The 14,208-nt window shown below is 66.1% G+C and carries 12 protein-coding genes; 11 read left to right on the top strand and 1 reads right to left on the bottom strand.

Annotated elements, in window-relative coordinates:
• Window positions 1-14 precede the first annotated feature (14 nt).
• The 6 genes from LH19_RS29075 to LH19_RS15120 all read left to right on the top strand — a co-directional run bounded on the left by LH19_RS29075 (window position 15) and on the right by LH19_RS15120 (window position 9,766).
• Window positions 15-332 (top strand): hypothetical protein, encoded by a 318-nt coding sequence (locus LH19_RS29075; protein ID WP_158514435.1) that lies wholly within the window; start codon window positions 15-17, stop codon window positions 330-332.
• Between the two features lie 226 nt (window positions 333-558).
• Window positions 559-2,022 (top strand): protein adenylyltransferase SelO, encoded by a 1,464-nt coding sequence (locus LH19_RS15140; protein WP_054729611.1) that lies wholly within the window; start codon window positions 559-561, stop codon window positions 2,020-2,022.
• Between the two features lie 146 nt (window positions 2,023-2,168).
• Window positions 2,169-4,535, top strand: a complete 2,367-nt coding sequence (locus LH19_RS15135; RefSeq protein ID WP_054729608.1) for an autotransporter assembly complex protein TamA — start codon at window positions 2,169-2,171, stop codon at window positions 4,533-4,535.
• The gene (locus LH19_RS15130) at window positions 4,535-8,764 is read left to right on the top strand and encodes a translocation/assembly module TamB domain-containing protein (protein WP_054729605.1); all 4,230 of its coding nucleotides are present in this window, start codon (window positions 4,535-4,537) and stop codon (window positions 8,762-8,764) included. Before LH19_RS15135 ends, LH19_RS15130 begins: the two co-directional genes overlap by 1 nt.
• Window positions 8,764-8,961: a hypothetical protein gene (locus LH19_RS15125; protein WP_054729602.1), complete on the top strand. Its 198-nt coding sequence runs from the start codon at window positions 8,764-8,766 to the stop codon at window positions 8,959-8,961. The genes LH19_RS15130 and LH19_RS15125 overlap by 1 nt, the downstream gene beginning before the upstream one ends.
• A 232-nt stretch (window positions 8,962-9,193) precedes the next feature.
• On the top strand, window positions 9,194-9,766 hold the full coding sequence (locus tag LH19_RS15120) for a TMEM165/GDT1 family protein (protein ID WP_054729599.1): 573 nt from the start codon (window positions 9,194-9,196) through the stop codon (window positions 9,764-9,766).
• A gap of 8 nt (window positions 9,767-9,774) precedes the next feature.
• On the opposite strand, the gene galE is transcribed toward LH19_RS15120, so the two are convergent.
• Window positions 9,775-10,791 (bottom strand): UDP-glucose 4-epimerase GalE, encoded by a 1,017-nt coding sequence (gene galE, locus LH19_RS15115; protein ID WP_234715942.1) that lies wholly within the window; start codon window positions 10,789-10,791, stop codon window positions 9,775-9,777.
• 333 nt (window positions 10,792-11,124) lie between these two features.
• On the opposite strand from galE, the gene rpmF reads away from it, so the two are divergent.
• From rpmF to LH19_RS15090, 5 genes are all read left to right on the top strand, one after another.
• On the top strand, window positions 11,125-11,304 hold the full coding sequence (rpmF, locus tag LH19_RS15110) for a 50S ribosomal protein L32 (RefSeq protein ID WP_011541714.1): 180 nt from the start codon (window positions 11,125-11,127) through the stop codon (window positions 11,302-11,304).
• 23 nt (window positions 11,305-11,327) lie between these two features.
• Window positions 11,328-12,362, top strand: coding sequence for a phosphate acyltransferase PlsX (plsX, locus tag LH19_RS15105; protein WP_054729596.1), 1,035 nt, complete (start codon window positions 11,328-11,330; stop codon window positions 12,360-12,362).
• A complete protein-coding gene (locus LH19_RS15100) occupies window positions 12,359-13,324 on the top strand; it encodes a beta-ketoacyl-ACP synthase III (RefSeq protein WP_054729593.1) in 966 nt (321 codons plus the stop codon). The genes plsX and LH19_RS15100 overlap by 4 nt, the downstream gene beginning before the upstream one ends.
• Window positions 13,325-13,495: 171 nt before the next feature.
• Complete coding sequence (locus tag LH19_RS15095) at window positions 13,496-13,789, top strand: integration host factor subunit alpha (protein ID WP_054733622.1); 294 nt, start codon at window positions 13,496-13,498, stop codon at window positions 13,787-13,789.
• Between the two features lie 14 nt (window positions 13,790-13,803).
• The gene (locus LH19_RS15090; RefSeq protein WP_054729590.1) at window positions 13,804-14,208 is read left to right on the top strand and encodes a MerR family transcriptional regulator; all 405 of its coding nucleotides are present in this window, start codon (window positions 13,804-13,806) and stop codon (window positions 14,206-14,208) included.

Genomic DNA, 14,208 nt, shown 5'->3' with positions numbered 1-14,208 from the left:
TCCTGAACGGTACGATGAACAGCGCCATTGTCGAACTGCTGGAAACCTATTCCCTCGCTGCCCAGGTTCGACCCAATCCTGTCGATGAAATCCTGAACGCTGCCGCCCCCGAGCTTTCCGATTCTGCTCGCTGGCGAAGCTTCTGCCGATACATTTGGCGAGGGGGCCGCTTGTTGCGATCGGGCGGGTGTGCTGGTGAGCGAATAGGCGGCCCCGGCAAGGAGCAGGCCATATTCACGGCGATTCATCTTTTCCATTGGATTTCCTGTGTCATCGATCGTTTTCGTCACATGTCGGCGCATTATCTTTGCGTCGACCTGTCGCAAAGCTGAAGGCGGCAATTCCTTGCTGCAGCTGACTATCCGGGGATTGCGGCTGTTGGGTAGGTGGTCGGGTTTGAAATGCTAACCGGTTTGAGATGACATGCAACGCCCGCCCGTCCAAATGCAGCTTCGTCGATCGGGTCGCGATGCGTGCCGGGCCAGTCGGGGAAGTCCCGATCGGTCTTGCATTCGTGGCAGGGACGCCGGAGAATTGGGGAAGTTTGGGAGTCACCCGATGAATTTTGCCTTCGACAACAGCTTTCACGACGCCATGGAAGGTTTTTATGCGCCGGCCGAGGCTGCGAAGCCTTCCGCTCCCGCGTTGCTGATCTTCAATCACGCGCTCGCAGGCAGGCTGGGACTTGATGTCGCGGGGGCTAGCGACGCCCGGCTCGCCGGCATCTTCTCGGGGCAGGATCTTCCTGGCGGCGCCAACCCGCTCGCCTTTGCCTATGCCGGGCACCAGTTCGGCCATTTCTCGTCGCAACTCGGCGACGGGCGCGCGCTCCTGCTCGGCGAGATCGTGGCGCCGGACGGGGCGCGATTCGATGTCCAGCTCAAGGGATCGGGCCCGACGCCTTTCTCGCGCAACGGCGACGGCAAGGCGGCGATCGGTCCGGTGCTGCGCGAATATCTGGTGTCCGAGGCGATGGCGGCGATGGGCGTGCCGACGACACGCTCGCTCGCGGCCGTCGCGACCGGCGACCGGGTGCAGCGCGAGCGCGCCCATCCCGGCGCGGTGCTGACGCGCATCGCAAGCAGCCATATCCGCGTCGGCACCTTCCAGTTCTTTGCCGCGCATTTCGGCGCTGACCATGTCGTCCAGCTTTCGGATTACTGCGTCCGTCGCCATTTTCCCGAGCTCGCCGCGGCGCCGAACCCGCATCTGGCGCTGCTCGACCGCGTCATCGGCCTGCAATGCGAACTGGTCGCGCACTGGCTGGGGCTCGGCTTCATCCACGGCGTGATGAACACCGACAATGTCGCGATCAGCGGCGAGACGATCGACTATGGTCCCTGCGCCTTCATGGACCGCTTCGCGCTCGATACGGTGTTCAGTTCGATCGACGCCAACGGCCGCTATGCCTATGGCCGCCAGCCGCAGATCATGCACTGGAACATGGCGCGCTTCGCCGAGGCGCTGCTGCCCGCGATCCATGCGGTCGGTCCGGAGGATGTCGAACGCGCGAAGGAATTGGTGACGGCGATCCCCGAGCGGTTCCGCGCCGCGTGGTTCGCGCGGATGCGCCTGAAGCTCGGCCTCGCCAGCGCCGACGAAGCCGACGCCGATCTGATCGACGGGTTGTTCGGCGAGCTTGAACGGCTGAACGTCGATTTCACCTCCTTCTTCCGCGCCCTCGCAATGCTGTTGCGCGGCGACGCGACGATGATGGAAGCGGTGTTGCCCGAGCCCGATGCGATGGCGGCATGGATCGCGGACTGGTGGGCCGGACTGGAACGCGAGGCCACGGGGCCGGTCGAGCGGGCAGCGGCGATGGACGCGGTCAACCCGCTCTATATTCCGCGCAACCACCTCGTCGAAGCGGCGCTGGCGGCGGCCGAGGCCGGCGACATGGCGCCGTGGACGACATTGCTCGAAGTCGTGCGCCATCCCTATGTCGCGCGCGCCGGGTGGGAGACGTTCGCCGAGCCGGCGCCAAAAGATTCTGCGCCTTATACAACCTTTTGCGGAACCTGATCGCATCCCGCGTCGTTGGGAGAAGGGGCATGGGCCGGGCAGGGGCGGATCGGGCGACATGAGTAGTTTTCGGGACAAGTCCCTTTCAAAATCCGGTTGCGCCGCAGCGCTGCCGAGGCCACAAGTGCGCCATCGGCTGTGGACAGATGCAAATTTCTGAAAAATCTCGTCAATTGCACCCGCGCCGATTTTCGCGCCTGCGCCGTCTGTTGATTATTTCGACCTCGCTTTTCTCGGCCGGCTGGACGGCATCGGCCGCGGCGCAGGAGGTCGAACCGCCCAAGGTCGTTCCGACCGTCGAGGCGCCGGCGACCGGCCCGATCGCGGTGCCGAGCCCGCCGCCGCCCGAGGCCGTGCTGCCCGAAGTCGCGCCGATCATCGAGGATGACGAGTTCGAAAAGGCGATCCCGCCGATCGGCGCCGAAGACGACCCCGAACTCGACCGCCCGCTCGAATCGATCGCCGAGTTCGAGCAGCGCCAGGCGGCCGAGGCCGCGAAGAAGCCGGCCGACGCGGCCGTCACGTCGACCGTCGAGGCGCAGCCGCCCGTCGTCGACGGCGTTCCCTTGCCGGCCCTGGCCGATGGCGACACCGTCGAGCCCATCGGCGACGCGCCGATCACCGACACCGAACTCGCCGCGCCGCTGCCGCCGCTCGAGAATTTCAACGTCGAGCCGGTCGTTTTTGCCGAGGCCGAGGACCCCGACGCCAATCGCGAGGTTGCCTATACGGTGCAGGTCAACGGCCTTGCGCCCGCCGATGACAGCACCGACGTCGACCTTGCCGATCTGTTCGGCGACCTGTCGGCGCTCTACGACGGCGATGGCAAGGCGGACAATGCGGCGATGGTCCGCGCCCGGCTGAGCGCCGACGGCGAACTGATGCAGCGCATCCTGTCGTCCGAGGGCTATTATGACGCCACGGTCAATACGCGGATCGACCGCACCGCGCGCGCCGAGGGAGAGGGCGGCAATGCGCAGGCGGGCGCGGGAGGCAATCGTGGCAACCGCGGGCCGCTGGTCGCGGTCATCGATGTGGTCCCCGGTAAACGTTACACATTCTCGGACGTCATCATCAACGCGGCGGCGACGGTGCCGCCGGGATTGATCAAGGATAATTTCCCGATTGCTGTCGGCGAACCGATCGTCGCCGACCGTGTTCAGGGCGCCGAAGCGGCGATCGCGCTCAAGCTCCCCGAAGAAGGCTATCCTTTCGCCAAGGTCGGGCAGCGCGACATATTGCTCGACGGCGCGACCGGCGACGCGGTTTACACGCTGCCGGTCGAGATCGGGAAGCGGTCGCGCTTCGGCGGCATCGAGACGACGGGCGACCTCGCCTTCGATGCCGAGCATGTCGAGGTGCTGGCGCGCTTCAAGCGCGGCGATCTCTACGACAGCCGCAAGGTCGACGATCTCCGGCAGGCGCTCGTCGCAACCGGCCTCTTTTCGAGCATCGCCGCCGAGCCGCAACCGACGGGCGAAAGCGCGGGGGACGATACCGAATATGTGACGATGCTGGTGACGCAGGACGCGGGGCCGCCGCGCACGCTTGCCGCCAGCGCCGGTTATGGCACCGGCGAGGGGATCCGGATCGAGGGAAGCTGGACCCACCGCAATCTCTTCCCGCCCGAAGGCGCGCTGATCGGCCGCGCTGTGCTGGGAACGCAGGAGCAGGGCATCGGCGCGACCTTCCGCCGCTCGAACGCGGGCAAGCGCGACCGCACCTTCGAACTCGTCGCTGAAGCGACGCGCAGCAATTACAACGCGTTCGAGGCGTTGACCGGGCGGGTCGGCTTCCGCGTCAGTCGCGATTCGACGCCGATCTGGCAAAAGAAGCTGACCTACGCCTATGGCGCCGAACTGATTGCGACGAGTGAGGATGATTATGATTTCACCCTCGGCCGGCGCAATCGCGATTTCTACACGATCCTCGGGCTAACCGGGCAGGTCGGTATCGACCGCACCGACAGCCTGCTCGATCCGACCAAGGGCTTCCGCGTCACCACGCTGATCCAGCCCGAAGGCTCGCTCGCCGGTCGCTTCTCGCCCTATGGGCGGCTGCGCATCGATGCGAGCGGCTATTATCCGGTGACGGACAGCATCGTGCTCGCCGGGCGCGTCCGGGTCGGCTCGATCCTCGGCGCCGCGCGCGAACGGCTCGCCCCGTCGCGGCGCTTCTATGCCGGCGGCGGCGGGTCGGTGCGCGGCTTCGGTTACCAGCAACTCGGCCCCAAGGATCCGAACAACGATCCGATCGGGGGCCGCAGCGTCAACGAGGCGGCATTCGAAGCGCGCTATCGTTTCGGTAATTTCGGCATCGTCGGTTTCGTCGACGCGGGGCAGGTCTATCGCGGATCGACGCCGACCTTCTCCGACCTCCGCTTCGGCGCCGGCATCGGTGCGCGCTATTACACCAATTTCGGGCCGATGCGGCTCGACGTCGCGACGCCGATCGGCCGCAAGCCGGGCGAGGCGCTCGTCGCCGTCTATGTCTCGATCGGGCAGGCGTTCTGATGGCGGCCGATGACGCGCCCGAAATCGCCACGAGCGACAAGGCGCCGCCGCAATCCTGGCCGCTTCGCATCCTGCGCTGGATCGGTCTTGCGCTGCTCGGCATCGTCCTGCTCCTTGCGCTGTTCCTCGTGGGTCTCAACAGCGACGCCGGACGGCGGTTCGTCGTCACCCAGATCGAGAAATATGAATTCGAAAACGGGATGAAGATCGGCATCGGCCGACTCGACGGGTCGCTGTTCAGTGCCATGACGATCCGCGATTTCACCCTGTCCGATCCCAAGGGCGTCTTCCTTGCGTCGCCCGAGGTCAAGGTTGACTGGCGGCCGCTGCGCTATCTCGCCAATCATATCGACGTCCGCTCGGCGACCGCGCAGACAATCACCATGCAGCGGATACCGGCCTTCAAGGTCGTTCCCGATACCGGCGAGCCGCTGCTTCCCGACATCGACATCGACGTCGGCAAATTGCAGGTCGACCGCTTCATCTTCGAGCCCGCGGTGGCCGGAGAACGGCAGGAGGCGCGCCTGGGCGGCAAGATCGCGATCGCCGACCGGCGGGCGCAGGTGACCGCCGATGCCGAGACGATCGGCGCGAAGGCCAAGGGCGATACGCTGAAGCTGCTGCTTGATGCGGTGCCCGAGGCGAACCGGCTCGCGATGACGCTCGACGTCAACGCCCCGCAAGGCGGCGTGCTCGCGGCGATGGGCGGCTTCAAGGAACCGCTGACCGCCAAGCTTGACGGGCGCGGTGACTGGAAGGTGTGGAACGGCAACCTCACCGCCAATCTCGGCGCGGCGCCCCTCGCGCGGCTGGCGCTGACGGCGCGCGACGGCACCTTCGCGATCAAGGGCATGGCGCAGGCGTCGCGGCTCCTCACCGGTCCGGCGGCGGAGATATTGGGCACCGAAACGGCGATCGACCTCACCGCACGGCTCGCCGAGCGCAAGGCCGCGATCGACGGCCGGCTGTCGTCGGATGCGGCGCGGCTTGGGATCAGTGGCGGCATCGACCTCGCAACCAACCGCTACGATGGCCTGCAACTCGCCGTGAACATCCTGCGCCCCGGTGCGATCGCGCCTGCGGTACGCGCAAACGGCCTGCGCGCGACCGCGAAGCTCGACGGCGCCTTCGCATTGCCGACGGTCGAATATCAGGCGAACGCCAACAGCCTCGCGGTCAACGACATCATCGTCGAAACATTGAGCTTGGCGGGCAAGGCGCGGGTCGACGCCGACCAGATCGTCATTCCCGTCGCCGGGCGCGCGGCGCGCATCCGCGGGCTCGATACCGTCGCGGGCGGCACATTGGTCCAGGTCCGCCTCGACGGCGACCTTGCCTACAGCAACGGCCGGATTCTCAGCGACAATCTGCGCCTGCGTTCGCCGCGCATCGATGCCAAGGCGATCGTCATCGCCGATCTCAACAAGGGCTTCTATACCGGCGCGATCGACGGGCGGATCAACGACTACCGGATCGAAAGCGTCGGCATCTTCGACATCGACACCGATGCCGATCTGAAGACCGCGCCGCGCGGCGGCTTCGAGATCGTCGGACGAGTGCGGGCTCGCTCGACGCGGCTGTTCAATTCGGGCGTGCGCGATTTCCTCGGCGGCAATGCCACGGCGTCGAGCGATGTGCGTTACGGCACCGACGGGATCATCCGTTTCGCCAATCTGCGGCTGACCGCGCCGCGCCTGCGCGTCACCGGCGGGCAGGGGAGCTATTCGCCCAACGGCCAGATCCAGCTCGCGGCGCGCGCCAATTCGACCGACTATGGCCCCGTCGGCGTCCAGCTTGCGGGGACGATCAGCGATCCGCGCGCGGTGGTCACCGCCGAAAGGCCGGGGCTTGGCATCGGGCTCGCCAATCTCGTCGCACGGATCAACGGCGCGCCGAACGGCTACCGCCTCGCCGCGACGGGCGACACCGATTACGGTCCGCTCTCCGCAGATGTCGTTCTGCTGACCGCAGCCGGACCGCTGACGATCGATATCGAGCGCGGCGATTTGTCTGGGATCGGCTTCAACGGGCGCCTTGTGCAAAGCGCGGCAGGGCCGTTTACCGGCCAGCTTAACGCCTCGGGGCAGGGGCTTGGCGGGCTCGTCCGGCTCAGCGCCGCGGGTAAATATCAGGCGGCGGCGATCAATGTGCGCGCCAACAATGTCGTGCTGCCGGGACCGGCAAAGCTCGCGGTCGGATCGGCGATCGTCGATGCCGACGTCACGCTCTATGAACAGCCGCACATCGTTGCCGACATCCAGATCGCCGACACCCGAATTCGCGATTACGATATCGCGGTCGGGCGCGTGAAGATCGACTATCGCGACGGTAGCGGCAAGGCGCAGGCGCTGGTCGAGGGGACGAGCGGCGTCCCCTTCCGGATCGCCGCCAACGCCGACCTGCAACCGAAGCTGTGGCGCGCATCGGTGCAGGGCCGCGCGACGGGGATCAATTTCCGTACGACGTCCCCGGCGCGGATCATCCCGGGCGACGACGGCTATGAACTGCTGCCGACCAACATCAACCTCGGCCGCGGCAGCAATGCGCGCGTCGCGGGGCGCTTCGGCGACGGGATCATGATCCAGAGCCGCCTCGACCGGGTCAATATGGCGATCCTCAACACTGTTTACCCCGACATGGGGCTGGGCGGGCGCGCCACGGGCAGTCTCGACTTCGAACAGGCCAATCCCGATGCCTTTCCTCGGGCCGACGCGCGGCTGACCATCGACGATTTCACGCGCACTACCGCCGCGTCGGTCAGCCAGCCGGTCGACGTCAATTTTGTCGGCAAACTGCTCACCGACGGCGGCGAGGCGCGTGCCGTGATGCGCAAGCGCGGCAGCGTGATCGGGCGTCTGCAGGCGTCGTTGCGGCCGCTCGGACCCGGCGCCGGAAGCTGGATGGAACGGTTGCAGGCCGCGCCGCTCGGCGGCGGCATCCGCTACAACGGCCCCGCCGATACCCTCTATTCCTTCTTCGGCCCCGCCGACCAGCATGTGACGGGGCCGATCGCGGTCGCCGCCGACTTCAGTTGCAGCGTTGCCGATCCGTGCCTCAACGGCGTCGTGCGCGGCAAGGATATGGTCTATGAAAACCAGACCTTCGGTACCCGCCTGACCAACATCGCCGTCAACGGCCGCTTCACCGGCAACCGGCTGGAGATCGAGCAGCTCACCGCGACCGCCGGCGACGGCAGCATCCAGGCGAAGGGCTATATCAGCCTTGCCTCGGCCGACGGCTATCCGATGAATATCTCGGCGACGCTCGACAACGCCCGCCTCGCGCGGAGCGAAAATATCGCCGCGCGCGCGACGGGAACGCTGACCCTCGAAAAGGTGGCGGGGCAGACCGCGCTGCTGTCGGGAGATCTCCGCCTTCCCGAAACGCGCTACAAGATCGTGCTCGAGGGCGCGGCGAAAGTTCCCGTCCTCACCGGCGTCCGCCGCAAACCCCCGACCGGGCGGCGGCGCGTCACCGGCGACGGGCTCGCGGCAGTGGGCGGCAGCCTGTTCGACCTCATCCGCCTCGACATACGGCTTCGCGCACCCGACGAAATCTACGTCAGCGGTATGGGGCTCGAATCCGAATGGCAGGCCGACGTCAAGCTGACCGGGACGACGCAGGCACCCCGCGTCAACGGCCAGATCGAACTGGTGCGCGGTACCCTGGGTTTCGCGGGCCGCTCGTTCGAGCTGGAACAGGGCCGGGTCACCTTCCCGACCGGCGACGCCTTCGACCCGTCGGTGCAACTGGTGGCGAGCGATACGATCGATACGGTGACGGTGAACGTCAACGTCTCCGGCCGCGCGATGAACCCGCAGATCACCTTCTCGAGCGTTCCGGGCCTGCCGCAGGACGAGATCGTCTCGCGCATCCTGTTCGGCGATTCGATCACTTCGCTGTCGCCGCTGCAAGCGGTGCAGCTTGCATCGTCGCTCAACACGCTGCGCGGCGGGGGCGGGGGACTGAGCCCGCTCGGCGCGCTCCAGTCGGCGACCGGGATCGACCGGCTGCGGGTCCTCGGTCCCGACGATGCGGTCGGGCGCGGCACCGCGCTGGCCGCCGGGCAATATATTTCGAAGGACATCTATCTCGAGGTGATCACCGATGCGCGCGGCTACACCGCGACGCAGCTCGAAATCAGCCTGTCGAAAGCCCTTTCGATCCTCAGTCAGGCCGGCGGGTCGGGGCAATCGAACCTCAGCATCCGTTATCGAAAGGATTATTGATGCGCCGTATCTTTATCCTGGCACCGTTGTTGATCCTTGCTGGATGCGAGCGCGAGCCCGCCTTCGACGATCGCTACGACGCGACCGCAAAGGAAATCGAGGCGCGCGCCAAGGCAATGGATGCCGAAATCACCGCCGCCGAAAAGGCGCGCCGGGCCAACGCCGCCGAAGGCGAGGCCGAGCCTGCCTACGACTGACGGCTTGCCTTGCGCCGCCGACCCGTCTAACCAGCCTGCGTCATCTGGGGAGTAGCCAGCCGTCCCGCAAGGACGGGCCGCCGCGTCAACATACTCGGTCGAGAGGCCGTGGTGCGGTGGAAGCGGGATTACCGCTTGGGCGAGACCAATGGCATCGCACCTTTCGTCCGGGCCGGGCGGCGGGGAGCGATGACCGTTGGAACTTGCTCGCCGCCTGGCCCCGGAGAAATTTGTGGACGCTATCCTGACTTCGACCGCGGTCGTCGCGCTCGCCGAGATCGGCGACAAGACGCAGCTGCTCGCGATCCTGCTCGCGACGCGTTTCAACCGGCCGGTCCCGATCATCCTCGGCATCCTTGTCGCGACGCTTGCCAACCATGCACTCGCGGCGTTGCTCGGCGCGCAGGCGGCGGCTTTCCTCGACAGCCCGGTCTTTCGCTATGCGATCGGCCTGTCGTTCGTCGCAATGGCGGCGTGGACGCTGATCCCCGACAAGTTCGAGGACGACGAGGCGCCGAAGCCGCGTTTCGGGGCTTTCATGACGACGCTGGTCGCCTTTTTCCTCGTCGAGATGGGCGACAAGACGCAGGTCGCGACGATCGCGCTCGGCGCGCAATATCACGACGTCCTCGCGGTCACGACCGGCACGACGCTGGGGATGATGATCGCCAACGTCCCGGCAATTTTTCTTGGTCACGAACTGCTGAAGCGCGTCGACCTTGCCAAGGTGCGGATGGTCGCGGCGGCGCTTTTCCTCGTAATCGGCCTCTGGGTGCTGGCGCAGACCGCGGGCTTGGTCGGCTAGCGGCGAAGTCAGGCGTTGCGCATCGCGGCGGTTCGTTCGAACCGCCAGGTCGATGCGCACATCTCGTCGAGCCCGCGTTTCGCTTCCCAGCCCAGTTCGTCGCGTGCGCGTTCGGGGCTGGCGTAGCAACTGGCGACGTCGCCGGGGCGGCGCGGTTCGATGCGGTGGGGGACGGGAACGCCGTTGATCCGTTCGAAGGCCGAAATCATCTCGAGCACCGAATATCCCTGGCCGGTGCCGAGATTCCAGACCGATAAGGGGTCGGTCGCGGCGCCGATGCGGCCGAGCGCGGCGACATGGCCGTCGGCGAGGTCGGCGACGTGGATATAGTCGCGCACGCCGGTGCCGTCGGGCGTCGCATAATCATTCCCGAACACGGGAAGCTCGGGCAGGCGTCCCGCCGCGACCCGGCTGATATAAGGCATCAGATTGTTGGGGGTACCGCCCGGATCTTCGCCGATCAGGCCGCTGTCGTGTGCGCCGACCGGATTGAAATAGCGCAGCACCGCGATGCGCCACTCCGGGTCGGCGGCGGCGATGTCGCCCAGCATTTCCTCGATCATCAGCTTCGTGCGGCCATAGGGATTGGTCGCCGAGGTCGGATGCGCTTCGTCGAGCGGCAGATATTGCGGCTGGCCATAGACGGTCGCGCTTGATGAAAAGACCAGCGCGCGGACATCGCAATCGGACATTGCTTCAATCAGCGACAGGGTGCCGCGAACATTATTGTCATAATATTTCATAGGGTCGGCGACCGATTCGCCGACAGCCTTCAGTCCCGCGAAGTGGATTACGGCGTTGGCGCCATGTGCCTTAATGGCGTCCCGTACGCCATCGCGGTCGCGAATGTCGCCGACGACCAGCGGGACCGGTTTGCCGGTGATCGCTTCGATCCGGTCGATGACATCGGCGCAGCTATTCGAAAGATTGTCGAAACAGACGATGTCATGCCCGGCGGCTGCCAGCGACACCGCGACATGACTGCCGATATATCCCGCGCCGCCCGTCAGTAGAACCTTCATCATTCCCGCCGCATCTGTTGCCGGAGCTCGATGGGAGCTCTAACTCATCAGGATGCGAATACCACCCCGGGCTTTCTCTCCGGTTACCGACGCTTTTTGAAGTTCGCGCGTCGACGTGCCTCGGGGCTTGCCTTTGCGGGCAAAAACGCTATAGCCGCGCCCGATCCGGCACCCGACACCATCTGGCGTTGAGGCACCTTCCGGCGGAAGATTTTCCGGCCTTTTTCGGGCAGGAACAGGCTTCGGCACGGCGGGCGGGCCAGTCATTTCCGGCAACGGGAATGACAAGTCCGGGTTCGCCGATTCGTATGAACATTTGATAATGCAGGAAATATCATGGCCGTCCCCAAGCGAAAAACCTCGCCCTCGAAGCGCGGCATGCGTCGTAGCCACGACAGCCTGAAGGTCGAAGCCTTCCAGGAATGCCCGAACTGCGGCGAGCTGAAGCGCCCGCACAACCTCTGCAACGCCTGCGGCCACTATAATGGCCGCGAAGTGGTGTCGGTCGGCGCTTAATCATTAAGCCGGAGGGCAGCTGAATGGCACTGACACCGCGAATCGCAATCGATGCGATGGGCGGTGACGTCGGCGTGCGCGTGATGTGCGCCGGCGCCGCTATGGCGCGCCACCAGCATGACGGCCTCCGCTTCCTCCTCGTCGGCGACGAGACGCGGATCAAGGCGGCGCTGGAAAACCACCCGAACCTGCGCGCCGCGTCGGATATCATCCACACCGACGGCGTGGTGACCGGCGAAGACAAGCCCAGCCAGGCGTTGCGCAAAGCCCGCAACAGTTCGATGGGGCTCGCGATCGATGCGGTGAAGCGCGGCGATGCCGGCGGCGCCGTGTCGGCAGGCAACACCGGCGCCCTGATGGCGATGGCCAAGCTCGCGCTGCGCACGATGCCGGGGATCGACCGGCCCGCGCTCGCGGCGCTGCTGCCGTCGCTTGGCGACAATGACGTCGTCATGCTCGACCTCGGCGCCAACACCGAATGCGACGCCAACAACCTGACCCAGTTCGCGGTGATGGGCGCCGCCTATGCGCGCACCGCGCTCGGCCTCGAACGCCCGCGCGTCGCGCTGCTCAATATCGGCACCGAGGAACTGAAGGGCACCGACGAGATTCGCGATGCCGCGGCGATGCTGCGCGAGACGCAGGGCCTGCCGATGGAGTTCGTCGGTTTCATCGAGGGCGACAAATTGTCGCGCGGCGATGTCGATGTGATCGTCCACGACGGCTTTTCGGGTAATATCGCGTTGAAGACGATCGAGGGGACGGCGCGCTTCGTGACCGACCTGTTGCGCCGCGCCTTCACCTCGTCGGTGCGCTCGAAGATCGGTTTCCTGATCTCGCGCCCGGCGACCGAATTGCTGCGCCATCACCTCGACCCCAATAATCACAATGGCGCGGTGTTCCTCGGCCTCAATGGCGTGGTGCTCAAGAGCCATGGCAGCGCCGATGCGAAGGGCGTAGCGAAGGCCGTGCACCTTTGCGCCGAGCTGATCGAAAAGGATATCACGCGTCAGGTGACCGAGGATCTCGCGAATTTCGGCAACGGGGCGGCGAAGTGACGTTGCGCGCGATTTTGGCCGGCACCGGCTCGGCGCTGCCGCGCACCCGCGTTTCGAACGCCGAACTCGCCGACCGCGTCGACACCAGCGACGAATGGATCGTCGAGCGGACCGGCATCCGGTTCCGCCATATCGCCGAACCCGACGAGACGACCGCGACGCTGGGCGCAGCTGCGGCGAAGGAAGCGCTGGCGGCTGCGGGGCTTGAGCCTGCCGACATCGGCCTGATCATCGTCGCGACCGCGACCCCCGACAACACCTTCCCGGCCAGCGCGACCAAGGTGCAGGCGCTGCTCGGCGCGCCCGACTGCATCGCCTTCGACGTGGCGGCGGTCTGTTCGGGCTTCCTTTATGCGGTATCGGTCGCCGATTCGATGCTGCGCACCGGCGCCGCGAAACATGCGCTGGTGATCGGCAGCGAAACCTTCAGCCGCATTCTCGACTGGGAAGACCGCACGACCTGCGTGCTGTTTGGCGACGGTGCGGGTGCGGTGGTCCTGTCGGCGAAAGATGTCGATGACGATCAAGGCATCCTTGCGACGCGGCTGCATGCCGAGGGGCAATATTGCGATATGCTTTATGTCGACGGCGGCCCGTCGACGACCGGCACGGTCGGCCATGTCCGCATGCAGGGACGCGAAGTGTTCCGCCATGCTGTCACCAACCTCGCGTCGGTGCTGGGCGAGGTGATGGGCGACGTCGGTCTGTCGGCCGAGGATATCGACTGGGTCGTCCCGCATCAGGCGAACAAGCGGATCATAGACGCGACCGCCAAGAAGCTGGGCCTGCCCGCCGAACGCGTGGTGCTGACGGTCGATCAGCATGCGAATACGTCCGCCGCGTCGGTGCCGCTGGCGCTCGACCTCGCGGTGCGCGACGGGCGGATCAAGCGCGGCGACCTCGTCGTGCTCGAGGCGATGGGCGGCGGCTTCACCTGGGGCGCCGCGGTCCTTCGCGTCTAGAGTCCGGTAGAGTCTGGCGCGGCCAAATTCGTCGCGTCAACTTCTCGCTCCATCCGTTTCAGTTTGGCGGATTAATTCGCTTTTGTTACAAGATGCATCTGGGACTCGTGACGGTGGGGGCTGTCGGGGGATTCCCACATGCATCCGCTTCAGGAGGGGGAAGGGAAGATCATGACTGCAGGGACATTGACGCGCGCCGATATCGCGACCCGGATCAACCAGCAGATCGGGCTGTCGCGCAACGAATCGGCGACGATCGTCGAATCGATTCTCGATCATATGTCGGACGCGCTGGCGGACGGTCAGAATGTGAAGATTTCGGGCTTCGGGACCTTCGTCCTGCGCGACAAGGCGCAGCGGATCGGCCGCAACCCCAAGACCGGCATCGAGGTGCCGATCCTGCCGCGGCGGGTGATGACCTTTCGCGCCAGCCAGACGATGCGTGCCCGCGTCGCCGGCAAATAGGCCGGGCTCCGGCCATGGCTGAGTTCGAAAATCCGGGCGATGGCGGCGGCAAGAGCGCCGGCGCCATGCTCGCCATCGGCGAACTTGCCGACCGCATCGGCGTTCCGACGCATGTCCTGCGCTATTGGGAAACGCGCTTTCCGCAGTTGAAGCCGCTCCAGCGTTCGGGACGCCGCCGCTATTACCGTGCCGAGGACGTCGCGCTCGCCGAGCGGATCCACCATCTGCTGCACGTCCAGGGCTTCACGGTCGAGGGCGCACGCAAGGCGCTTTCGGACGGGAAGGCGCAGCCGGCCGTAGAGGCCTCTCCGGCCCGTGCGCCGGCACCGGGGAACGATCCTGTCGCGCAGGGCGCGGGCAGGATATCGGTCGAAGCGCTGGTTGCGCTTCGCGAGCGGCTCGCGGCGGCGCTCGGTTAA

Source organism: Sphingopyxis macrogoltabida (assembly GCF_001314325.1).
Classification (GTDB): Bacteria; Pseudomonadota; Alphaproteobacteria; order Sphingomonadales; family Sphingomonadaceae; genus Sphingopyxis; species Sphingopyxis macrogoltabida.
The sequence above is the reverse complement of the archived record's forward strand: the minus strand, read 5'-3'. Positions and strand labels throughout refer to the sequence as shown.

Bases quoted from the DNA above. Each gene is read 5' to 3' on its own strand.
- LH19_RS15125 (WP_054729602.1), top strand. From the start codon at position 8,764: ATGCGCCGTATCTTTATCCTGGCACCGTTGTTGATCCTTGCTGGATGC.
- LH19_RS15095 (WP_054733622.1), top strand. From the start codon at position 13,496: ATGACTGCAGGGACATTGACGCGCGCCGATATCGCGACCCGGATCAAC.
- LH19_RS15140 (WP_054729611.1), top strand. From the start codon at position 559: ATGAATTTTGCCTTCGACAACAGCTTTCACGACGCCATGGAAGGTTTT.
- rpmF (WP_011541714.1), top strand. From the start codon at position 11,125: ATGGCCGTCCCCAAGCGAAAAACCTCGCCCTCGAAGCGCGGCATGCGT.
- LH19_RS15090 (WP_054729590.1), top strand. From the start codon at position 13,804: ATGGCTGAGTTCGAAAATCCGGGCGATGGCGGCGGCAAGAGCGCCGGC.
- LH19_RS15135 (WP_054729608.1), top strand. From the start codon at position 2,169: ATGCAAATTTCTGAAAAATCTCGTCAATTGCACCCGCGCCGATTTTCG.
- plsX (WP_054729596.1), top strand. From the start codon at position 11,328: ATGGCACTGACACCGCGAATCGCAATCGATGCGATGGGCGGTGACGTC.
- galE (WP_234715942.1), bottom strand. From the start codon at position 10,791: ATGATGAAGGTTCTACTGACGGGCGGCGCGGGATATATCGGCAGTCAT.
- LH19_RS15130 (WP_054729605.1), top strand. From the start codon at position 4,535: ATGGCGGCCGATGACGCGCCCGAAATCGCCACGAGCGACAAGGCGCCG.
- LH19_RS29075 (WP_158514435.1), top strand. From the start codon at position 15: ATGAACAGCGCCATTGTCGAACTGCTGGAAACCTATTCCCTCGCTGCC.